This is a genomic window from Allobosea lupini (assembly GCF_900109525.1).
GTDB classification, from domain to species: domain Bacteria; phylum Pseudomonadota; class Alphaproteobacteria; order Rhizobiales; family Beijerinckiaceae; genus Allobosea; species Allobosea lupini.
Map to the genome: position 1 here is coordinate 212453 of NZ_FOAN01000006.1, position 21491 is coordinate 233943.

The following is a 21491-nucleotide window of genomic DNA, read 5'->3' on the forward strand; positions in this document are numbered from 1 at the left end:
CAGTGCGGAAAGCTCAAATGCAATCCGCCAGCGACGGCCGGCGGTTGCCGTCGCGGCCGATCGTCTCCGGTGCTGCCAGCATTGCGTTCAGCACCGCCTCCTGCGTCGCCTCGGCCGCGGCGCGGAACGGCAGGTCGATCCGGTTCTCGTTGAGGGCAGTGAGCGGGGTAAGATCGGCCTCCTCGAAATGTCCGATCCGGCTCGCGGTCGAGAAGGCGATGGCGATGTCGCCGCTGCCATTGCCCCAGAAGGCGCCGAGCCGCGCCAGCCCTGCGCCGCAGCGCCGGGCGATGCGGCTGAGCTGCCGGCTCTCCAGCGGCAGGTCGGTCGCCAGGATGATGATCACCGAGCCGCGCTCCGGCGGCTGGGCCGGGCTCGCGGCCGGCGGCACCGGGCGGCGCCCATCGGGCAGGACGAGATCGCCGGCATTGCCGAAATTCGCCTGCACCAGCACGCCGACAGTGAAGCTGCGGCCATCGAGCTGGACCAATCGCGAGGCCGTGCCGATGCCGCCCTTGAAGCCGAAGGCGCTCATGCCGGTGCCGGCGCCGACCGCGCCTTCCTCGACCGGTCCGCTTTTGGCCGCATCGAGCGCGGCATCCGCATCGGCAACCGTCAGGCGGCGAGCCCGGATGTCAGAGAGGAAGCCGTCATTGCATTCGAGCACGAGCGAATTGACCGTGCCGGTGCTGAGGCCGATCTCGCGGTTGGCTGCGAGCGCCCGCCCGACCAGCGCCTCGATCCCCGCCGCGACCGAAAACGTGTTGCCGAGCAGGAGCGGCGTCTCGATCTGGCCGAGCTCGGCGAGCTGCATCAGCCCGACGCTCTTGCCGAAACCGTTGATGACGTCGACGCCGGCCCTCACCTTCTCGCGGAAGAGATCGCCGCCATGCGGCAGCACCGCGGTGAAGCCGGTGCGAATATCGCCTCCGCGGATCGTGCGATGACCGACGGCGACGCCGGCGACATCGGTGATCGCATTGAGCGGGCCCGGCGGCAGCGAGCCGTAGATCAGGCCATAGTCCCGCGCCCGCTTGCTCAATCGAGTCTCCAATTCCGATTAGACGGCGGTGTTGAACACGGCTTCGATGTTGTGGCCATCGGGATCGGTGACGAAGGCCGCATAGTAGTGCGGGCCGTAATGGGCGCGCAGGCCCGGCCCGCCATTGTCGCGCCCGCCATGCTGGAGAGCTGTCAGATGGAAAGCATCGACCGCTTCCCGGCTGGGAGCCGCGAAGGCGACATGGAACCCCGGTCCCGGCGGCCGCTGCCCAGCCGGGCGGTGCTTCAGCGCCAGACCGTCCCCACCGCCCGCAACACCGTAGCCGACCGCCTGATTGGCCTCGCCCGGCCGAAGATCGCTCCAGACCCGGACGTAACCCAGCGGCACAAGGACCGCATCGTAGAAGGCCGCGGCCCGCGCGATATCGGCCACTCCGAATGACAGGTGATGCAGCATCGGCCATTCCGGCACGCTCACGCCGCGGCCTTGACCTTCGCGACGGTCACACGCGGCCGTCCGCCTGCGAGCTCCTCGCGCAGGACCAGCCGCTCGTCTGCAGCGAGTATACCGAGCGGCACGTCATGCGTCGGCATGACGGCGGTCGCCGACTTGTTCAGGAAGACGATCACCGGGCGGTTGCCGGCGGCGGCCCAGCGGCGCAGCTGGGTGAGGTAAGGCTCCTTGCGCCAGGCCTGCGGCGCGCCGGGGTCGAGCTGGACGAAGAGCCAGTTGGTCGCCGGGTCCATGGTCAGCACGAAGCGGGCTTTGTCGGGCTTCCATTCCGGCCCGAGGAAGTTCTGCGTCATCCAGAGGCAGAAGAAGGCCCGGCAATGATCCGGCCGCGTAGCATGGATGCCGCAGCCCCGGCCGGGCAGGCAATGCTTGCACCAGCTGCCGGCGACGCTCTCGACCGCCGGCACATCATAGACCTTGCAGCACAATGTGCACGTGCCGCAGTCGCGGCCGGGCGCCGGCTGGTTCACCATACGGGCGGGATCGATCATCGGGCTCTCTCGAAAGCGCGCAGAACCATGCGCATCGTCGCGGCGGCTGGCAAGCCGATTTGGAATGATTCCAGCCGCAATACCCGCCTCTCAGCCCTCATCCTGAGGAGCAGCCTTCAGGCTGCGTCTCGAAGGATGCTCCAAGGGGCTCCTGAACCATCTGGAGCATCCTTCGAGACGCGATCTGCGATCGCTCCTCAGGATGAGGGCTGCAGATTGGAAGCCGCCTCAAGAATCCGACGCGCCGGCCCCGCCCCGCGCCAGACTCTGCTCCGATCTGCAGGAAAATCGCTCAGCGCTTGCGCTGGTCGCGGTCTATGCTCGCATAAATCACGCATAAACATCGGGAGCCGGGAATGCTGACCAACCTCGCCGTCCGCGACATCGAGACGCTCGTCCACCCCTACACCAACCTTGCCACCCATCGCGAGGTCGGCCCGCTGGTGCTGGAGCGCGGCAAGGGGGTCTTCGTCTACGACACCACCGGCAAGGACTATATCGAGGGCATGGCCGGGCTCTGGTGCACCTCGCTCGGCTATTCCAACCAGGAGCTGGCCGAGACCGCCTATGAGCAGCTGAAGAAGCTGCCCTTCACCCATCTCTTCTCCGGCCGCAGCCACGACCCGGCGATCGAGCTGGCCGAGAAGCTCAAGGAGATCGCCCCGGTCCCGATCTCCAAGGTATTCTACGGCGCCTCCGGCTCGGACGCGAACGACACCCAGGTCAAGCTGGTCTGGTACATGAACAATGCGCTCGGCCGGCCGAAGAAGAAGAAGATCATCTCGCGTCTGAAGGGCTATCACGGCGTCACCGTCGCTTCGGCTTCGCTGACCGGCCTGCCGGCCAACCACACCGATTTCGATCTGCCGCTCCCCGGCATTCTGCACACCTCGTCCCCGCACCATTATCGCTTCGCCCAACCGGGCGAGAGCGAGCTCGACTTCTCGGCGCGGCTCGCCGCCGAGCTCGACGAGATGATCCAGCGCGAGGGGCCGGACACGGTCGCCGCCTTCATCGCCGAGCCGGTAATGGGCGCCGGCGGCGCGGTCACCCCGCCCGAGGGCTATTTCGAGGCGATCAACGCCGTCCTCGCCAAATACGACATCCTGTTCATCGCCGACGAGGTCATCACCGGCTTCGGCCGCACCGGCGAGATGTTCGGCACGACCACCTACAAGATGAAGGCCGACACGCTTTCCTGCGCCAAGGCCCTGACCTCGGCCTATTTCCCGCTCAGCGCCGTGCTGATCAACGAGCCGGTCTATGAGGTGCTCGTCGACCAGAGCAAGAAGATCGGCACCTTCGGCCATGGCAACACCTATGCCGGCCACCCGGTCGGCTGCGCGGTCGCGATCAAGACGCTGGAGATCTACAAGCGCGACAAGATCATCGATCACGTCCGCAAGGTCGCGCCGAAATTCCTGCAGCGCCTGACCAAGCTCGCCGAGCATCCGCTGATCGGCGAAGCCCGCGGCGTCGGCCTGATCGGCGGCATCGAGTTCGTCAAGGACAAGGTGAGCAAGGCGCAGTTCGAGGCCAAGAAGGGCGTCGCCCTGAAGTCGACCAGCTTCGCCCAGGAGGAAGGCCTGATCCTGCGCGCTCTGGGCGGCGACCGCGTCGCCTTCTGCCCGCCGCTGGTGATCAGCGAAGCCGAGATCGACGAGTTGTTCGACCGTTACGAGCGGGCGCTGGGCAAGACGCTCGACTGGGTCAAGGCCGAAGGCCTGATCGCGGGCTGAAGGCGCACTCTGGAACCACGACGTCATGCTCGCCCTTGTGGCGAGCATCCACGTCTTGAACACCGCATCTGGTGAAGGAAGACGTGGATGGTCGGGACAAGCCCGACTATGACGTGAAACGGCGGCTGGCAGTGAATTTTGCCTGCCGCCCCGCGAAACTGTGCCAAAGCTGACCAAAGCCTCGGTGTGACACGAAAAATGTCACGACAATTTCAAAATGCCGCCGCCGGCCCGACCCGATCGGCAGCGACATTTGCGGTGCTGACGGCCAGGAACCGTCGGCGCCACAACCGGAAACCGAGGATCATGTCTACGCATAAGCCGCGCCACCCCGCGCACCGCTCCGCCAGCTTTCATGACGCCAGCGCGCGTGAGGCCTATGCATCGCGCTTTCGTCCGATCGCGATTCCCGCCATTCTCGCGGGAACCCGCTGGACCCCGGCCGCGTTGACCTCGCAGCACAGGGACGTTCCGGCGCTCCTGCGCAACGGTTTCGAAGATTGATACGACGACCTCCGACTGAGACCCCAAATGCTTGACCGGCGCAGAGTTCTTCAAACTCTCGCCGGTCTTTTTTTGTCCAGCTTCGGCCTGGGCGGTTACGCCTATGCCTGGGAACCCGCGCATCAGGGCGTGACCCGCTACCGGCTGAAGCCCGCCCGCTGGCCCGAAGGGCGCCGGCTGCGGCTCGCCGTGATCACGGACCTGCATGTCGGCGGCCCGCATATGCCGGTCGCGCGCGTTCGCCAGATCGTCGAGCAGACCAATGCGCTGAAGCCGGACCTGACCTTGCTGGTCGGTGATTTCGTCGCCAGCCGAACCCGCAGGTCGAGCGACCCTGCACCGGCTGAATGGGCAGCCGAACTCGCCCGCCTGCAGGCGCCCGCCGGCCGTTTCGCCGTGCTCGGCAATCACGACTGGTGGCAGGACGAGCGCGCTCAGAAGGAGCTCCGCGGACCAACCCAGTCCACGGTCGCGCTCGAAGCGGTGGGCATTCCCGTCCTGGAGAACCGGGCGGTCAGGCTCCAAACTGGCGCCGGACCGCTCTGGATCGCCGGGCTCGGCGACCAGGAGGCCTTCGTCCTGCGCCGTCGTCCGCGCGGGCTGCCCTACGGCCTCGACGACCTGCCGGCCACGCTCGCCATGATCCGCGACGACGCGCCTGTGATCCTGATGGCGCATGAGCCCGACATCTTCGCCAGGGTGCCCTCTCGCGTCGCGCTGACCCTTTCGGGCCATACCCACGGTGGCCAGGTCAGGCTGTTCGGCTGGTCGCCGATCGTGCCCTCGCGCTACGGCAACCGCTATGCCTACGGCCATGTCCGGGAGAATGGCCGCGACCTCGTGGTCTCGGCCGGGCTCGGCACCAGCAAGCTGCCGATCCGGCTGGGCGCGCCGCCGGAGATCGTGCTGATCGAATTGGGCTGACGGGCGACGCCGCAGCGTCGCTCCGGGTCAGCGAACGATGACCTTCCCGCCGACAGCGGCGCGGTTGTAGAGGTCGATCGCATCGATGTTGCGCATCCGGATGCAGCCGGACGAGGCCGAGCGACCGATCGTCTCCGGCTCATTGGTGCCGTGAATGCGGTAGAGCGTGTCCTTGCCGTTCTGGTAGAGATAAAGCGCGCGGGCGCCGAGCGGATTGTCCGGCCCGCCCTCCATGCCGCCGGCGCGCGGCGCCAGATGCGGCCAGCGCGCGATCATCTCGGCCGGCGGCGTCCAGCGCGGCCACTCGGCCTTGCGCTGCATCACGGCCGTGCCGGTCCAGCCGAAGGCCTCGTCGCCGGTCGCGACGCCGTAGCGGATCGCCTTCTTGTTCGGCAGGATGAAGTAGAGGAACTTCTCGGTGGTATCGACCACGATCGTGCCGGGCTCTTCGCCGGTCGGGTCGGTGATCTCGTAAGGCAGATGCGTGATCTGCGTCTCGAAATTCGGCACCAGCGCCATGTATTCGGCATCGCGCGCCGACAGCGACGGTGCATGCACCGTCTTGTACTGGCAGGCTCCGAGAAGCACCGACAGGCCGAGCACCGTAACGAGAGTCTGCTTCATGGGGTCCACCGCCGGCACCGAGACAGTGCTCGTTATGATGAATGCATCGTTAAAAAACGGTGACCCGACGAGAGACGGCCCGGGTCGAACACAGGCTGGTCTTACGGCGCAAATGACTCTCAGGCAATGAAGTTCGGCACCTGCTCTGGCGTCTTGCTGCATTGCAGTGACAATATGGTCACGCTTGCGGGCTACCCCGTTTGGAAAGCTTCGCGACCATCGGAGACTTGCGCGTGACGACGCTGCTGATCAGCCATCCTTCCAGCCTCCGCCATGTCACGCCGCCGGGCCATCCCGAACGCGCCGACCGCATCCGCGCCGTCCAGCAGGCCCTTGAGGATGAGCGATTCGCACTCCTGCAGCGCGTCGAGGCCCCGGAAGGCACGCTCGCCCAGGTCGCGCTCTGCCATCCCGCCGCCTATGCGCAGGCGATCGTGGAAGCCGCGCCCCAGGAGGGCATGGTCCAGGTCGACGCCGACACCATCATGTCGCCGGGGACACTCGCTGCGGCGCTTCACGGCGTGGGGGCGGCCGTCCACGCCGTCGACGAGGTCATGAGCCGACGCGCGACCAACGCCTTCAGCGCCATGCGCCCGCCTGGCCATCATGCCGAGAGCGACAAGGCGATGGGCTTCTGCTTCTTCAACAACGCCGCCATCGCCGCCCGCCATGCGCAGAGGGCCCATGGCGCCGAGCGCGTCGCCATCGTCGACTGGGACGTCCATCACGGCAACGGCACGCAGGAGATCTTCTGGGGCGATGCCAGCGTGCTTTACGCCTCGACCCATGAGATGCCGCTCTACCCTGGCACCGGCGCGCCGTCCGAGCGCGGTGAGCACGGCACGATCGTCAATGCCCCGCTTCGGGCCGGCGACGGCACGGACGTCTTCCGCGACGCCTTCGAGAGCGCGATCCTGCCGCGGCTCGCGGCCTTCGCGCCCGACCTGGTGATCATCTCGGCCGGCTTCGACGCGCATTGGCGCGACCCGCTCGCCAACATCAACCTGAAGGAAGCGGATTTCGCCTGGGCGACGCAGAAGCTGATGGAGATCGCCGACCGCCATGCCGGCGGGCGGCTCGTCTCGATCCTGGAGGGCGGCTACGACCTCGAAGGCCTGTCGAAATCGACCGCCGCCCATGTCATGGCGCTGATGCGCGGCTAACCGGCGCCGCTCACTCCAGCGGCGCGGTCTCGGCGATCTCGATGCCGAAGCCGGAGAGGCCGACGAAGGCGCGGGTCGAGGACGCCAGGTTGACGATCGAGGCGACGCCTAGATCGCGCAGGATCTGGGCGCCGAGACCGACCTCGCGCCATTGCTGCGAGCGCAGCGCGTCCGAGCCTTCCTCGCCATCGACACTCTTGATCGGCACGCCGGCCGAACCGTCGCGCAGATAGACCAGCACGCCCTTGCCTTCCTGCTGGAAGCGGCGCAGCACGCACTGGATCGAGGACGCCCCGCCGAGCACGTCGGCAACGACATTGGCGCGGTGCAGACGGGCCGGCACCTTCTCGCCGTCGCCGAGCTTGCCCATCACGAAGGCGAAATGCTGGGTGTCGTCGAAAGGCGTCACATAGACATGGCCGGTCATCTCGCCGAACTCGGTCTTGACCGGGAAGGAATGCACGCGCTCGACCAGCTTCTCGCGCGCCTGGCGATAGGCGATGAGGTCGGCGACTGTGATCTGCTTGAGATTGTGCTTCTGGGCGAAGGCGGTGATCTGCGCGCCCTTCATCACCGTGCCGTCGTCGTTGGCGAGTTCGCAGATCACGCCGACCGGCGGCAGATCGGCCAGCTTGCAGAGATCGACGGCGGCTTCGGTATGGCCCGAGCGCATCAGCACGCCGCCGTCTTTCGCGATCAGCGGGAAGACATGGCCGGGCCGGACGAAATCGGCGGCGCCCATATTGCCGTTGGCGAGCGCGCGCACCGTATTGGTGCGCTGCTCGGCCGAGATGCCGGTGGTCAGCCCATGCTTGACGTCGACGGTGATGGTGAAGGCGGTGCCGAGCGGGGCATCGTTGGAGGAGACCATCGGGTCGAGCCGCAGGCGGCGCGCCTCGCCCGACGTCAGCGGCGCGCAGACGATGCCGCAGGTGTTGCGGATGATGAAGGCCATCTTCTCCGGCGTGCAGAGCGAGGCGGCGACGATGAGATCGCCCTCGTTCTCACGATCGTCGTCATCGGTGACGATGACGATCTCGCCGCGCGCGAAGGCTTCGACGGTCTCGGCGACATTGCTTGCGGTCATGGCAGCCTCGCGCGGGCTCTGCAGGCCCAGAAAGTCGTTGGGGGTGACGGCGCCTCCGGTCGCGGCGGCGATACGCTCGGCGCTTTCGCGGGAGATCCAGGAAGTGGGATCGTTGCAGAGCGCCGTGACGCTGGCCGGAGACAGGCCGACCTGCCGCGCAAAGGCGCTGCGGGCGGTCTTGGTTTGCTGGAGCCAGGCGTCGAGCTTCATGGCGTGATAGCTAGCACCGCCACCCTTCGATTTCAATGAAGCGGATCGGCCAATTTCAGTATTACTGAAAAGCGCGATCTGGCGTCATCTGGCCGTGCCATAAACGGCATCGCGCAACTGCGTCACGAACGGCCCAGCCATGCCCTCGAAGGCCGTGTTGGTCAGCGCGACCACGATGAGCTCATTGGCCGGATCGACGAACCAGCTGTGGCCGTAGGCACCACCCCATTGCAGCGTGCCCCGGGCCTGCGGGGTCGCGGCCGCCTTCGGGTCGTCGAGCACCGCCCAGCCATAGCCGAAGCCCCAGCCCGGCCCCTGCGTCGCCGCCTGGACTCCGACCTGGTCCTGCATCATCGCCGCCACCGTTTCGCGCTTCAAAATCGGCGCACCGCCCGTCCTGATCGCCTCCAAGAACCGCAGCAGGTCCCCGGCGGTGCCGACCATTCCGGCGCCGCCCGAGGGAAATGAGGCCGGATCGAGGACGCGGCTCGGGGTAAAGAGAACACTGCCCGTCCCAAACGGCACCGCCATGTCGTCCGTGATCCTCACGGGGGCGGGCCTTCCGTCGGCGTAGGGCACGGCGAGCCTCGTCGAATCCGCCACCGCAAAGCCGGTGTCCTTCATGCCGAGCGGGCGGGTGACCAGGCGCTGGACGACCGCGGCCAGCGATTCGCCCGAGGCAGCCTCGAGCACACCGCCGAGCACGTCGATGCCGAGCGAATAACTCCATTTCGTCCCGGGAGCGAATCCGAGCGGCGCTTGGCCGAGGCGGCGCAGATTCTCCTTCAGGCTCAACCCGGGTTGGTCCATTCCGTCCGACACGTTGAGCGTGTGATAGGCGCTGCCCGACGGCTCGAAGAAGCGATAGCTCAACCCCGATGTGTGGGTCAGGAGTTGGCGCACCGTGATCGTCGGCTGCGTTCGATCCGGGAGGGCAGGCCGGAAATCCGGCAGGAAGCGCGTCACCGGATCATCCAGGCGAAGCTTGCCCTCCTCCACCAGCTTCATCGCTGCCGCAGAGACGATCGGCTTCGTCACCGAGGCGAAGCGGAAGATCGCATCTTCCTGCATCGGCCGGCCCGCCTCGCGATCGGCGAACCCCGCGGCCTGATGATGGATGAGCTTGCCACCGCGCGAGACGAGCACGACGGCCCCGACGAGCCGCTTCTCCGCAATAGCCTGCGCGACGACGCGCTCGATCCGGGCCGAGAGCGCCGTATCGGCCGGCTGCGCCATGGCTTGCAGCGAGAGCATGAGTCCGACCAGCAGAATGGGAAGGCTACGCATGGCGATCGACTTTCGATATAAGGAGCGATCGCTCCTGATATCGCGCTTCCAGAATTAATTCCAGAGTGATCACTGTGATAAATAAGGATGAGACGGATCGCCGGCCGCGCGGCCGGCCGCGCGCCTTCGATCGGGAGAAGGCGCTGGCCGCCGCCGGCAAGACCTTCTGGAAACTCGGCTATGAGGGTGCTTCGCTCGTCGATCTCACCGAGGCGATGGGAATCACGCCGCAGAGCCTCTATGCCGCCTTCAAGTCGAAGGCAGACCTTTTCCGCGAATCGGTCGGCTGGTATCTCGGCGAGGTCGGCTCGGCGGCGCGTGCGGCGCTCGACGAGCCGGATATCGTCGAGGCCTTCAGGCAGTTCTACGCCGCATCCGTGCGCCAGTTCTGCAGCGAGGGGCAGCCGAGGGGCTGCATGCTGTCAGCGGCGCTGGTGAACTGCGGCAGCGAGCACGGCGATATCGCCAGGGAGGTTGCGGGCTACCGCGCCGCAAGCATCGCCCTCTTCCAGGCCCGGCTGGAGGGCGCCGTCGCCGAGCATCAGCTTAAGGACGAGACCGATTGCGCGGCGCTGGCCCGTTATCTCGGAGCGATCCTGCAGGGGCTCTCGATCCAGGCCAATGACGGCGCGGCTGCAGGCGAACTCGACGCCGTCGCGGAGCTCGCCGTCACCACGATCGCAAGCGCCCGGCGCTGATCGGTCAGCTTTCGAACGGCCAGCGCGGCTCGATCACGCCGACCTGGGCGCGATGGCGCAGATACTGGTCGGCGAGCACGCAGGCGATCATGGCCTCGCCCACCGGCACGGCGCGGATGCCGACGCAGGGGTCGTGCCGGCCCTTGGTGAACATCTCGGTCTCGCCGCCGGTGCGGTTCACCGTGGCGCGGGGCGAGAGGATCGACGAGGTCGGCTTGACCGCGAAGCGCGCCACGATCGGCTGGCCGGTCGAGATGCCGCCGAGGATACCGCCGGCATGGTTCGACAGGAACAGCGGCTTGCCGTCATTGCCGGCGCGCATCTCGTCGGCGTTCTCCTCGCCCGACAGCTCGGCCGCGCCAAAGCCGTCGCCGATCTCGACGCCCTTGACCGCGTTGATGCTCATCAGCGCCGCGGCGATCTCGGCGTCGAGCTTGCCGTAGATCGGCGCGCCCAGCCCCGCCGGCACGCCCTCGGCGACGACCTCCAGCACGGCCCCGATCGAGGAGCCGCTCTTGCGGATGCCGTCGAGATAATCGGCGAAGCGCTCGGCCGCCTTGGCATCGGGGCAAAAGAACGGGTTGTTGCCGACCTCGTCCCAGTCCCAGTTGCCGCGATCGATCTTGTGCGGCCCCATCTGGACCAGGGCGCCGCGCACCACCATGCCCGGCACGACCTTGCGGGCGATCGCCCCGGCCGCGACCCGCATCGCAGTCTCGCGCGCCGAGGAGCGGCCACCGCCGCGATAGTCACGGATGCCGTATTTCACGTCGTAGGTGAAATCGGCATGGCCGGGCCGATACTTGTCCTTGATCTCGGAATAATCCTTCGAGCGCTGGTCGACATTGTCGATCAGCAGCCCGATCGAGGTCCCGGTCGTGACCTGCTCGCCATCGACCTCGCGCGCGAAGACGCCGGAGATGATGCGGACCTGGTCCGGCTCCTGGCGCTGCGTGGTGTAGCGCGACTGGCCGGGACGGCGCTTGTCGAGGTCGCGCTGGATCTCGGCCTCGCTCAGCGGGATCAGCGGCGGGCAGCCATCGACGACGCAGCCGATCGCAGGACCATGGCTCTCGCCGAAGGTGGTGACGCGGAAGAGATGGCCGAAAGTGTTGTGCGACATGGAAGCCTGATGTGTGACGTAGCAGGCTTTTAGGCGGGAAAGCCAAAACGTGGAAGTCCATAGGCACGGGCAGCGTCCCACTTGGCAAGCGGAAGCATCTCACCTAAGTTATGACCAATTATTTGGTCAGGAGCGCGATCATGAAATCTGTCGCCCTTGCGGAGGTCAAGGCTCATTTGAGCGCGCTGATCGACGCCGTGGAAGCGGGCGAGAGCATCTCGATTACCCGCCACGGCAAGCCCGTTGCACAACTGATAGCGGTAGAGAAACCCCGAATGCCACTCGATATCGCCAAGCTGCGCGCGCATCTGGCCACGATGCCGATGCAGGAAGAGGACGGCGGTGAATTCATGCGCCGCATCCGTGACGAAGCACGCTATTGAAACTCTACCTGGACACCTCGCTCGTCGTTACCGCGCTGATCATGGAACCAAGCTCCGCAGCCATCGTCGAATGGCTCGAGCGGCAAAACTCTCATCGTTTCGTGATCAGCGATTGGGTCGTCGCCGAGTTCTCCGCGGCGCTGTCCGTCAAACTGCGGTCGAACCGGATTTATGCCGAAGCGCAAGAGCGCGCACTCGCAAGGCTAGCCGATCTGATTACCAGCGAGTTCGAATGCCTTCCCGTAACGAGGGAGCATTTTCGTCAAGCCGCCGCCTTCTGCAATCGCAGCTTCGTTGGGTTACGAGCGGGTGATGCGCTTCATCTGGCAATCGCCGCCAGCTCTACTCTCAAGCTTTGCACCCGAGACAGGCTCCAAGCCGAAGCCGGCGCCGGGCTCGGCGTACTGACCGAGTTCGTGCCCTCATTGCCGTAAGAGCCGGCCGCCTCAATGCCCCGCCGCCGGCACCGCCGGCGCGCCTTCCCAGCGGGTGTTCGCCGGCAGGTTCTCGCCCTTCATGATCACGGTGAGCAGGCCGATCTGGGCGTAATCGCCGACATGGGTGTCGTAGAGCACGGTCGCGCCGGCGCCGACGCAGACGCCCTTGCCGAGCGTGACCTTGCCGACCTTCATCACCCGGTCCTCGTAGAGATGGGTCTGCAGCGCCGAATGGGCGTTGACGGTGCAGAAGTCGCCGACCTTGATGCAGTCGAACTCGGTGATGTCGGTCGAGTCCAGCCAGACTCCCTGCCCGTACTGCGCGCCGAACAGCCGCAGGAACCAGGGCAGGAACGGCGTGCCGCGCAGATAGTCGAACAGCACCTTGCCGCCCAGCCCCCAGTACAGCACCGCGATCGCCTCGGTGCGCATCGCCCAGAACGACCACATCGGCTTCATCACCGGCTTGTAGACGCCCATCAGCAGCCATTTCATCAGCGCGCAGATCAGCGCCTGGGTGACGGCGATCAGCACCGCGCAGCCCATGAAGGCGAATACGAGGCCGACCCAGTCGCGGTCGAAGATCTTCTGCTGCAACACGAGATCGACGGCGAGCGTGCCGAAGGAGATGAACAGCATCGCCGGGAAGGAGGTGTGCAGCGCCTCGAAGACGGCGCGCGCCAGCTTCTTGCCCGTCGAGGGCTTGTAGGTCCAGTCGGCACCGAGATCGACCTTCTGCCGCGTCGGTAGCCTGATCGGCGGCGAGCCGAACCAGGTGTCGCCTGGGCTCATCAGCTCGTTCGCCGGCGGCTTCGACTTGATGCCGATCAGCACCTTGTCGGGGATCACCGCACCCGGCGGCACCACCGCATCGTTGCCGACGAAGACCTGCTCGCCGGTGCGGGTCATGTCGAGGCGCATATAGCCGCGCCGCATGTCCTCGTCGCCGAAGATCACCTCGTCGGCGATGAAGTTGCCGGCGCCGATCCCGGTGATGTCGTAGCGGCCGGAGAGATTGGTCGAGATCTCGGCCCCGTTGCCGATGCGCGCGCCCATCATCCGGTACCAGAAGCGCATATAGATCGTCGCGAACAGCGAGGACAGCGTCTCCAGGGTCACCTCGGTCGCCAGCGCCACCGTCCATTTACGGGCGTAGAAGCCCGAGTGGATCGAATAGGTGCCCGACGAGACCCGCGGCAGGATCGCCCAGCGCAGCGCGCAGATCAGGAAGACCGTGACGGTGATGAGCCCGATCGCCGTCGGCCAGGTCAGGATCGGCAGATACCAGAGATAGCTGACGTCCGACCAGGTCGCGACCCAGTTGTCGATCCTGTCGAACAGCCAGAAGGCCGGGAAGATCGGCAACAGGCTGATCGGCGGCAGTACGATCAGCATGACGATGTAGAACAGGGTCATCGCCGCCCGGCGCCCGGCGCTGGCCTCGGCTTGCGGCGGCAGGGCCTCGACATCGACCATGCCGGTCTTGCGCGCCGGCGAGCCGTCCCAGATTTCGGCCGTGCCGATGGTGGCGCCCGGCGCGATCGCCGTGAGATCGCCGATCTCGGCATGGTCGCCGACGGTACAGCCATGGCCGAACACCACGGAGGAGCCGGCATAGACGTCCTTGCCGATGGTGATGCGGCCGATGATGAAGTCGGCGCCAACAGCCTCGGCATTGGCGAAGGTGGTCTTCGATCCGAGCGTCGTGCCGTCGCCGAGCGTGACCAGGTCGACCGCGCCGGCCTCGTAATCGGAGATGATGACATCGCGCCCGACCTTGGCGCCGAGCAGGCGCCAGTAGAAGCGCATCACCGGCGTGCCCTGCAGCCATTTGATGTGCACGAGCCCGGCGACGCGCGAGGCGAACCACCAGCGGAAATAATAGACGCCCCAGAGCGGATAGGTGCCGGGCTTGGTCCGGCCGAGCACCAGCCATTTCAGGCCGATCGCGATGAAGCCGGTGACGAGCGTGATCGCGACATAGATGCCGAGCAGCGCAAAAACCTGCGCCATCGCCGACAATTCTTCGCCCGAGAGCAGCATATAGCTGACGAAGATGCCGAGCCATTGCGCCGTCGACAGGCTGATGATGATCGGCAGCGCGATCGCCTGAGCCAGCCCGCAGAGAAAGCGGCGGCGCAGCGGCGGCGGCGTGAAGGAGAGGTCCTCTTCGGCCCGGATACCGCGCGAATCGAGCAGCTCCGCCATCGCCCGCAAGGTTCGCGCGCCATAGACGTCCTGCAGGGTGATGCCGGCATAGGCCGGCGTCTCGCGCACGATCGAGATGAAGCGCGCCGCCAGCAGCGAATGCCCGCCGAGATCGACGAAGAAGTCGGCTTCCAGCGGCAGCGCCTGCGCCCCGAGCACGCGCTTGGCCGCGTCGAGCAGGGCGGCCTCGGTCTCGTTGCGCGGCGGCTCCTGCTCGCCGCTGGCGGCCGGCGCCGTTAGCGGCGCGGCTTTCAGCATCTTGCGGTCGACCTTGCCGGAGATCATGCGCGGCAGCGAGCCGACCGGCTCGAAATGCGCCGGGATCATGTAGGGCGGCAGCTTCTCGCGCAGCGACGCCCGCAGCACCTTGCCCTCGATCTGCACGCCTGGCTCGCCGACCAGGAAGGCGACGAGGCGTTCGATGCCGTCATCGGTCCGCAGCACCACGGCGGCCTGGCTGATGCCGGCCTCGTCGGACAAGGCCGTCTCGATCTCGCCGAGCTCGACGCGGAAGCCGCGGATCTTGACCTGGTCATCGATCCGGCCGTGGAAGACGATGTTACCGTTCTCGTCGAGGCTGACGGCATCGCCGGAGCGATAGAGCACCGGGTCGCCGCCGCTGCCGCCGAACGGATTGGCGATGAACTTCTCGGCCGTCAGCTCCGGCCTCAAGTGGTAGCCCTTGGCGACGCCGGGACCGCCGATCAGCAGTTCGCCCTGCTGGCCGACGCCGGTCAGCTTCATCTCGTCGTCGACGATATAGGCGGTGTAGTTCGGGATCGGCCGGCCGATGGTGACCGTCTCGCCCGGCTCGACCGGCGCGGCCGTCGCCACTACCGTCGCTTCCGTCGGGCCGTAGGTGTTGAAGATGCGCCGGCCGGGCTTCGACCATTTCTGCACGATCGAGGGCGGCAGCGCCTCACCGCCTAGAAGGATCAATGTCAGCGAGGGCACGTCGGCCGGGAGGATGCCGAGCAGGGTCGGCACCGTGTCGATCACGGTGACGCCGGCATCGGTCAGGATCGCCGGCAGCTTCTCGGCATCGCCCATCATCTGCGGCGTCGCCACGAACAGGGTCGCGCCGACGAGATAGGGCGTCCAGATCTCCTCCATCGACAGGTCGAAGGCGACCGAGGCGCCCTGGAAGACGACGTCCTCCGGACCCATCCCGTAGAGCGCATTCCCGGAGCGCAGGAAATGGCAGATGTTGCGCTGGCTGATGACGATCGCCTTGGGCGTGCCGGTCGAGCCTGAGGTGTAGATCAGATAGGCCGGGTGGTCCGGCGTCAGCCCGACAGGACGAGCCGGCATCGGCTTGCCGTCGCTCGCCTCGGCGAGCTGCTGCGGACACCAGATGGTGCGTTCGGTCGCAGCGGCACGCGCCTTCCAGTCGGTCTGCGTCACCAGCCCCTTGGCGCTGGCATCGTTGAGGCAGATCGCGATGCGTTCGACCGGCGCCTCGGCGTCGAAGGGCAGCCAGGCGGCACCCGACAGCGTGATCGCGATCTGCGCCACCAAGAGCTCGATGCCGCGCGGCATCCACAGGCCGACCATGTCGCCCGGCCCGACGCCGGACAGCGCGAGCCCGCGTGCCTGCTTCTGCGCCTCCGCCCAGACCTGCGCATAGCTCAGCCGCCGCTCGCCGCAGATCAGCGCCGGGTGATCGGGGCGCGCGGAGACGCTCGCCGCGAAGATCTCGGCGAGCACCTCGTCGCGCAGCAGCTCCGGCCGCTTCTCGCCCGCCAGCATCGCAAGCGCGGTCGCGCCTGTATCGGCGCCGCCCGCCGAAACCGTGGTGATGTCGTTCATTCTGCCCCGCCGCAGGTCGCGGCCTTATCGCCCGGCCTGCACCTCACGTCGAACGCCCCGCCTCCCCGCGACGACGCGTCCATCGAATCCAAGGCCGGACACCCGCAGCCGCGCGGAAACTCGCCTGCCGGCCGTATCTGAGCAGATTTGGCTTAACCGCGGCTGAACGGCAAGCCTGAAGACGGCATGGTATCAAGCGTCGGCGCCGCACCTGCGGCCGCCTTTCACATCCAGGTCGCCTTGCCGCCTTCGACCACCAGGATCTTGCCCTGCCAGATCTCGACACGCGCCGCATCCGCCGTGCCGACGGCGCCGATCAGCGCCAGCACCGCCCGCGCCACGCCCCCATGGCTGACCATAACCGTGTCCGGCGCCAGCCCTTCGAGGACAGGCCGGATCCGCTCGGCCAGCATGCGGTAGCTTTCGCCACCAGGCGGCACGAACCCCCATTTGTCGCTCTCGCGCGCTCGGGCGAGCTCGCGCTCGCTGGCCTTCGCGCTCTTGCGGATCTCGCGCCAGGTGAAGCCTTCCCAGTCGCCGAAGGTCAGCTCGCGCAAGCGCTCGTCGATGCGGAAACCGTCCGGTGGCAGCTCGAGTTCGCGGCGCAGGATCGTCATCGTCTCGCGCGCCCGCTCCATCGGCGAGCAGACATAGTCGACGGTGGCGTAGTCCGGCGTCAGCGCCTTGAGCCGGCGCGCCGCCTCCTCGGCCTGCATGCGACCAAGCCCGTTGAGCGGAATGTCCTTCCCGCCCTGCAACCGGCCCTCGCGATTCCAGTCGGTTTCGCCGTGGCGAACGAGGAAGAGGCGGCCGGGAATCGTCAGCGGGATCATGCCTCGCCTCATGCACGCTGCAGGCCGGCTCGTCAAAGCGGCGAAACCGCCGCAGGCCGCATCCTCACCGCCTCGTGAGCTTTGTGGTGGCCGCGCCCCGCCGCCATGTGTAAGAGGCAGCCTCCAGCATCAACCCGATCGCCGCATGAGCGCCACGCTGACATTGCCGGATGGCCGCAGGCTCGACCTCGGCGCCAGGCCCCTGCTGATGGGCGTGGTCAACGTCACCCCGGATTCCTTTTCGGATGGCGGCCTCTTCGCCGACCCCGCCGTGGCGGTCGCGCATGGGCTGACGCTGGCGCGGCAGGGCGCCGACATCGTCGATGTCGGCGGCGAGTCGACGCGGCCGGACCATACCCGCCTCGATGCGGCAAGCGAGCTCGCCCGGGTCCTGCCGGTGATCACCGGCATCGTCGCGCAGAGCCACATCCCGATCTCGATCGACACCTACAAGGCCGAAGTCGCCGACGCCGCGCTCAAGGTCGGCGCCTCGATCGTCAACGATGTCTGGGGTGCGCAGCGCGAGCCTGCCATCGCCGGCGTCGCGGCCCGCCATGGCGCCCCGATCGTCCTGATGCACAACCGTGAGGAGATCGACCCCGAACTCGATATCCTCAGCGACGTCATGCGCTTCCTCGAGCGCTCGATCGAAATCGCCATCGCAGCCGGCGTGCCGCGCAGCCAGATCGTCGTCGATCCCGGCATCGGCCGCTTCGGCAAGACTGCGGAGCAGTCGTTGCTGCTGATGAGAGAGCTTCGCCGGCTCGGCGAGCTCGGCTGCCCGGTCCTGCTCGGCGCCTCCCGCAAATCGGTGCTCGGCCATGTCATCGGCAAGGCGGTGCCGGCGCAGCGCGTCGCCGCCAGCATCGCCGCGCATCTCTACGGCGTCAGGCAAGGCGCCGCCATCATCCGCGCCCATGACGTCGACGAGCATGTCGATGCCTTGAAAATCTGGGTGGCGATCGGAGCAGCACAATGAGCGCGACCGGACAGATCTTCATCGAGGCGCTCGACCTCTACGCCTATCACGGCCATTTCGCCGAGGAGGGCCGTCTCGGCCAGCGCTTCTCGATGGACCTCGTGCTGGACTGCGACCTGCGCGCATCCTCGCTCAGCGACGACATCGCCGACACCGTCGATTATGGCGAGGTCGTCGGCTTGGTGACGCGCACCTTCTCGGGCAAGCGCTTCAAGCTGCTGGAAGCGGCGGCGCGGGCTCTGGCCGAGGCGATCCTGGCCGGATACCCCGCCGTGACCAAGGTCGCGGTCACGCTGCGCAAGCCCGCCCCGCCCATCCCGGGCCGCATGGATTCGGTCGGGGTCAAGCTGGACTTCACGCGGTGATCGTCGAGGCGACGCTCGGCTTCGGCGGCAATCTCGGCGATCCCGTGGCGGCCTTCGCTGCGGCCCTGTCGCGGCTGCGCGCGCACGCCGCCGTCGAGGTCAAGGCCGTGTCCTCGGTCTGGCGCACGGCGCCCTGGGGCAAGCTCGACCAGCCGGAATTCCGTAACATGGCGGTTCTGATCGAGACCACGCTTCCGGCCGAGGACCTGCTGTCGCTCTGCCTCGCCATCGAGCGCGAGAGCGGCCGCGAGCGTCGCGAGCGCTGGGGACCACGCACGCTCGACATCGACATCCTGACCTATGGCGGGCAGACGATCGATCGGCCCGGCCTGCAGGTCCCGCATCCGCGCATCGCCGAACGCGCCTTCGTGCTGGCGCCGCTGGCGGAGATCGCGCCGGGGATCACGATAGGGGAACGCAGCGTCGTTGATCTGCTGGCGGTGATCGCGAGCCAGGATGTCAACCGGGACGAGGACGGAACACGCCGGCTGCACTCCGTCTCACCGGCTCAGTCCGCGTAGAGCTCCCGCAAGGTTTGCAATACCTGCCCGAGGGTCGCGTCGGCAACGCTGCCGAGCTTCCTTCGGAGCCTTTGCTTGTCGAGCGCGCGACTCTGCTCGAGCAGGATCAGCCCGTCGACGCCCTGAAACTGCACCGGCACACGAAAGCCGGCAGGGCGACTGCCCGACGTCATCGGTGCGACGATGACAGTCCGCAGATGATCGTGGATTTCCGGCGGCGAGATGACGACGCAAGGCCGTGTCTTCTGGATTTCGCTGCCGATCGTTGGATCGAGCGCGGCCAGCCAGATCTCGCCGCGCTTCACCATGTCAGGGTCTCATCCTCGCTGTTGCCGAATTCCGGCCAGACGAGTCCGTCGTCCTGTTCCCGTGCGAGCCGCTGCGAGTCCTCGGCCCAGCCAGCACGCGCCGGGCGGATAACGGGCTCGATCACGAGGCGCCCGCCCTCGACCTTGAGTTCGACGCTGTCGCCGGCCTTGGCGCCGATCTCGGCCAGCAAGGGCTTGGGGATCAGGATGCCGGCAGAGTTCCCGAATTTCTTGACTGCACTCAGCATCGCTCGCTCCCGATCTCGCGAGCAAGATAGGCGATATGCCATTCCGTTACAACAAAGTAGCTACAGAATAGGCCCCCTGCAGCACGCCGTTGCGGGCGCGCCTCAGCCTCACTCACCCTTGTCGAGCGAGATGTCCGGCGCGGTCGGCACCTTCATGCCGACGACATGGTAGCCGGCATCGACATGCATCACCTCGCCGGTGATGCCGCGCGACATGTCGGAGACCAGGAACACCGCGGTCTCGCCGACCTCTTCGATCGTGACCGTGCGGCGCAGCGGCGAGTTGTACTCGTTCCAGCGCAGGATATAGCGGAAATCGCCGATGCCCGACGCCGCCAATGTCTTGATCGGCCCGGCCGAGATCGCATTGACGCGAATCTTCGATGGGCCGAGATCGGCGGCGAGATACTGCACGCTCGATTCCAGCGCGGCCTTGGCGACGCCCATGACGTTGTAGTGCGGCATCCATTTCTCGGCGCCGTAATAGGTCAGCGTCAGCAGCGAGCCGCCATCCGGCATCAGCTTTTCGGCACGCTGGGTGATCGCGGTGAACGAGTAGGCGGAGATCAGCAGCGACTTCGAGAAATTGGCCTCGGTCGTGTCGACATAGCGGCCGGTCAGCTCATCCTTGTCGGAGAAGGCGATGCAGTGGACGACGAAGTCGAGCTTGCCCCAGAGCTTTTCGATTTCGGCGAAGACGGCGTCGATCGTCGCCCCATCGGTGACGTCGCAATGGCCGACGACATGGCCGCCGAGCTGCTGCGCCAGCGGCTCGACCCGCTTCTTCAGCGCATCGCCCTGATAGGTGAAGGCGAGCTCGGCGCCGGCATCCGCCGCAGCCTTGGCGATGCCCCAGGCGATCGAGCGGTTGTTGGCGACGCCCATGACGAGACCGCGCTTGCCCCGCAGGAGGTTGGCGGTCGGGGCGGCGCTGCTGGATTCAGGCATCTGAGACCTTCGAACTGGACGAACCGGCAAAAGAGAACCGGACGGTCTCATAACCGAGGCGGCCGAAGGGTGGAAGCGCCCTGTGCCGAAATCCTGTTCAGGCGTCTCCGCCGGCCCGCGCCTTCATCAGCGCGGTCAGCTCGGCATCCTCGCTGGGCATCTCGATGTCGATTGAGACGAAAAGGTCGCCATGCTCGCCCTTCTTGGCGCCGGGCAGGCCCTTGCCGCGCAGGCGGAACTGGCGCGCCGTGCCGGTCAGCGGCGGCACCTTCATCTCGACGGCGCCCGACAGCGTCGGCACATGGATCGGCCCGCCCAGCACCGCGGTCGCCAGCGGCACCGCGACGCGCGCACGCAGATTGATGCCGTCGACGGTAAAGCGGGAATCGGGCTTCACCTTGATCGTCATCAGCACGTCGCCGGCCTCGCCGGTGAGCGGATGGGTCTGGCCGAGGCCACGCAGGCGCATGACCTTGCCGTCGGCGACGCCCTCGGGGATCGTCACCTCGACCTCGCGCCCGCCGGGCAGCTTCACCCGGCGCGTGCCGCCATTGACCGCCTCGGCCAGCCCGACCTCGAGGGTGAAGCTCTGCTCCGGCGGCTTCTGCGGCTGGCTCTGCCGGCCACGCCCGCCACCGCGTCTGGCCGCCTCGCCGAAGAGCGAGCCAAAAATATCGGCCGGATCGAAGCCGGGATCGCCGCCGCGGCCGGGGCCGCCGCCGTCGAAATGGAAATCGAAGCCGCCATGCTGCGCACCGCGCCGCCCGGCACCCATGCCCTCGAAGCCGGAAAAGCGCGGCTTGCCCTCGGCGTCGATCTCGCCGCGATCGAACTGCTTGCGCTTGTCGGCGTCGCCGAGGACTTCATAAGCCGTGTTCAGCTCGGAGAATTTCTCCTGCGCCTTCGGATCGCCCTGGTTGCGGTCGGGATGCAGGTCCTTGGCGCGGCGGCGATAAGCCTTCTTGATATCGGCCTCGTCGGCCGATTTCGCCACGCCCAGAACCTGATACGGATCACGCATTCAAACACACCCTCGGAAGCTTCGTATTCCGGCGTACCGGAACCGCTCCCTAGATGGGAAGACTG

General features: G+C 67.0%; 22 protein-coding genes. 9 read left to right on the forward strand and 13 right to left on the reverse strand.

From position 1 onward, the window contains the following. Positions 1–13: 13 nt before the first annotated feature. From BMZ21_RS18865 to BMZ21_RS18875, 3 genes are read right to left on the reverse strand one after another with little or no spacing between them, the layout of a single operon-like run. On the reverse strand, positions 14–1042 hold the full coding sequence (locus tag BMZ21_RS18865) for a DmpA family aminopeptidase (RefSeq protein ID WP_167561676.1): 1029 nt from the start codon (positions 1040–1042) through the stop codon (positions 14–16). An 18-nt stretch (positions 1043–1060) separates the two neighbouring features. Beyond that, positions 1061–1459: a VOC family protein gene (locus BMZ21_RS18870; RefSeq protein ID WP_091837619.1), complete on the reverse strand. Its 399-nt coding sequence runs from the start codon at positions 1457–1459 to the stop codon at positions 1061–1063. 17 nt (positions 1460–1476) lie between these two features. Beyond that, positions 1477–2007 (reverse strand): hypothetical protein, encoded by a 531-nt coding sequence (locus tag BMZ21_RS18875; RefSeq protein ID WP_091837621.1) that lies wholly within the window; start codon positions 2005–2007, stop codon positions 1477–1479. Positions 2008–2363: 356 nt separating this feature from the next. Here BMZ21_RS18875 and BMZ21_RS18880 point away from each other — a divergent pair, with 356 nt between their 5' ends. Beyond that, on the forward strand, positions 2364–3746 hold the full coding sequence (locus BMZ21_RS18880; protein ID WP_091837623.1) for an aminotransferase: 1383 nt from the start codon (positions 2364–2366) through the stop codon (positions 3744–3746). Between the two features lie 531 nt (positions 3747–4277). Beyond that, positions 4278–5174 carry a metallophosphoesterase gene (locus tag BMZ21_RS18885; RefSeq protein WP_091837626.1) on the forward strand — a complete coding sequence of 299 codons (897 nt, stop codon included), beginning with the start codon at positions 4278–4280 and terminating at the stop codon, positions 5172–5174. A 27-nt stretch (positions 5175–5201) separates the two neighbouring features. Here the strand turns inward: BMZ21_RS18885 and BMZ21_RS18890 are convergent, their stop codons facing one another. Further along, positions 5202–5798 (reverse strand): L,D-transpeptidase, encoded by a 597-nt coding sequence (locus tag BMZ21_RS18890; RefSeq protein WP_091837628.1) that lies wholly within the window; start codon positions 5796–5798, stop codon positions 5202–5204. 233 nt (positions 5799–6031) lie between these two features. On the opposite strand from BMZ21_RS18890, the gene BMZ21_RS18895 reads away from it, so the two are divergent. Beyond that, positions 6032–6961, forward strand: coding sequence for a histone deacetylase family protein (locus BMZ21_RS18895; protein ID WP_091838305.1), 930 nt, complete (start codon positions 6032–6034; stop codon positions 6959–6961). Between the two features lie 10 nt (positions 6962–6971). On the opposite strand, the gene ribB is transcribed toward BMZ21_RS18895, so the two are convergent. Together ribB and BMZ21_RS18905 are read right to left on the reverse strand one after the other, a co-directional pair. Continuing rightward, positions 6972–8258, reverse strand: a complete 1287-nt coding sequence (gene ribB, locus BMZ21_RS18900; RefSeq protein WP_091837631.1) for a 3,4-dihydroxy-2-butanone-4-phosphate synthase — start codon at positions 8256–8258, stop codon at positions 6972–6974. A gap of 84 nt (positions 8259–8342) precedes the next feature. Beyond that, a complete protein-coding gene (locus tag BMZ21_RS18905; RefSeq protein WP_244543906.1) occupies positions 8343–9494 on the reverse strand; it encodes a serine hydrolase domain-containing protein in 1152 nt (383 codons plus the stop codon). 116 nt (positions 9495–9610) lie between these two features. On the opposite strand from BMZ21_RS18905, the gene BMZ21_RS18910 reads away from it, so the two are divergent. Continuing rightward, positions 9611–10243 carry a TetR/AcrR family transcriptional regulator gene (locus BMZ21_RS18910; RefSeq protein ID WP_208862321.1) on the forward strand — a complete coding sequence of 211 codons (633 nt, stop codon included), beginning with the start codon at positions 9611–9613 and terminating at the stop codon, positions 10241–10243. Between the two features lie 4 nt (positions 10244–10247). Here BMZ21_RS18910 and aroC read toward each other — a convergent pair whose 3' ends face one another. Next, positions 10248–11366, reverse strand: coding sequence for a chorismate synthase (gene aroC / locus BMZ21_RS18915; RefSeq protein ID WP_091837634.1), 1119 nt, complete (start codon positions 11364–11366; stop codon positions 10248–10250). Between the two features lie 140 nt (positions 11367–11506). Between aroC and BMZ21_RS18920 the strand changes: the two genes are divergently transcribed. Together BMZ21_RS18920 and BMZ21_RS18925 are read left to right on the forward strand one after the other, a co-directional pair. After that, positions 11507–11749 carry a type II toxin-antitoxin system Phd/YefM family antitoxin gene (locus BMZ21_RS18920; RefSeq protein WP_091838311.1) on the forward strand — a complete coding sequence of 81 codons (243 nt, stop codon included), beginning with the start codon at positions 11507–11509 and terminating at the stop codon, positions 11747–11749. Next, complete coding sequence (locus tag BMZ21_RS18925) at positions 11746–12183, forward strand: type II toxin-antitoxin system VapC family toxin (protein WP_091837636.1); 438 nt, start codon at positions 11746–11748, stop codon at positions 12181–12183. The genes BMZ21_RS18920 and BMZ21_RS18925 overlap by 4 nt, the downstream gene beginning before the upstream one ends. Positions 12184–12195: 12 nt before the next feature. On the opposite strand, the gene BMZ21_RS18930 is transcribed toward BMZ21_RS18925, so the two are convergent. Beyond that, positions 12196–16203: a Pls/PosA family non-ribosomal peptide synthetase gene (locus tag BMZ21_RS18930; protein WP_091837638.1), complete on the reverse strand. Its 4008-nt coding sequence runs from the start codon at positions 16201–16203 to the stop codon at positions 12196–12198. Positions 16204–16427: 224 nt separating this feature from the next. Next, positions 16428–17036 carry a histidine phosphatase family protein gene (locus tag BMZ21_RS18935; protein ID WP_208862322.1) on the reverse strand — a complete coding sequence of 203 codons (609 nt, stop codon included), beginning with the start codon at positions 17034–17036 and terminating at the stop codon, positions 16428–16430. Positions 17037–17181: 145 nt separating this feature from the next. Between BMZ21_RS18935 and folP the strand changes: the two genes are divergently transcribed. From folP to folK, 3 genes are read left to right on the forward strand one after another with little or no spacing between them, the layout of a single operon-like run. Further along, complete coding sequence (folP, locus tag BMZ21_RS18940) at positions 17182–18015, forward strand: dihydropteroate synthase (RefSeq protein WP_091837641.1); 834 nt, start codon at positions 17182–17184, stop codon at positions 18013–18015. After that, the gene (gene folB / locus BMZ21_RS18945) at positions 18012–18380 is read left to right on the forward strand and encodes a dihydroneopterin aldolase (RefSeq protein WP_091837644.1); all 369 of its coding nucleotides are present in this window, start codon (positions 18012–18014) and stop codon (positions 18378–18380) included. Before folP ends, folB begins: the two co-directional genes overlap by 4 nt. Then, positions 18377–18901 (forward strand): 2-amino-4-hydroxy-6-hydroxymethyldihydropteridine diphosphokinase, encoded by a 525-nt coding sequence (folK, locus tag BMZ21_RS18950; protein WP_091837646.1) that lies wholly within the window; start codon positions 18377–18379, stop codon positions 18899–18901. The genes folB and folK overlap by 4 nt, the downstream gene beginning before the upstream one ends. Here the strand turns inward: folK and BMZ21_RS18955 are convergent. From BMZ21_RS18955 to BMZ21_RS18970, 4 genes are all read right to left on the reverse strand, one after another. Further along, a complete protein-coding gene (locus BMZ21_RS18955; RefSeq protein WP_091837652.1) occupies positions 18889–19209 on the reverse strand; it encodes a type II toxin-antitoxin system PemK/MazF family toxin in 321 nt (106 codons plus the stop codon). The two genes, folK and BMZ21_RS18955, sit on opposite strands and share 13 nt — an antisense overlap. After that, positions 19203–19457, reverse strand: a complete 255-nt coding sequence (locus BMZ21_RS18960; protein WP_091837655.1) for an AbrB/MazE/SpoVT family DNA-binding domain-containing protein — start codon at positions 19455–19457, stop codon at positions 19203–19205. Before BMZ21_RS18960 ends, BMZ21_RS18955 begins: the two co-directional genes overlap by 7 nt. A gap of 108 nt (positions 19458–19565) precedes the next feature. Then, the gene (fabI, locus tag BMZ21_RS18965) at positions 19566–20405 is read right to left on the reverse strand and encodes an enoyl-ACP reductase FabI (protein WP_091837658.1); all 840 of its coding nucleotides are present in this window, start codon (positions 20403–20405) and stop codon (positions 19566–19568) included. 97 nt (positions 20406–20502) lie between these two features. Beyond that, positions 20503–21426, reverse strand: coding sequence for a DnaJ C-terminal domain-containing protein (locus tag BMZ21_RS18970; protein WP_091837660.1), 924 nt, complete (start codon positions 21424–21426; stop codon positions 20503–20505). Positions 21427–21491: the final 65 nt, after the last annotated feature.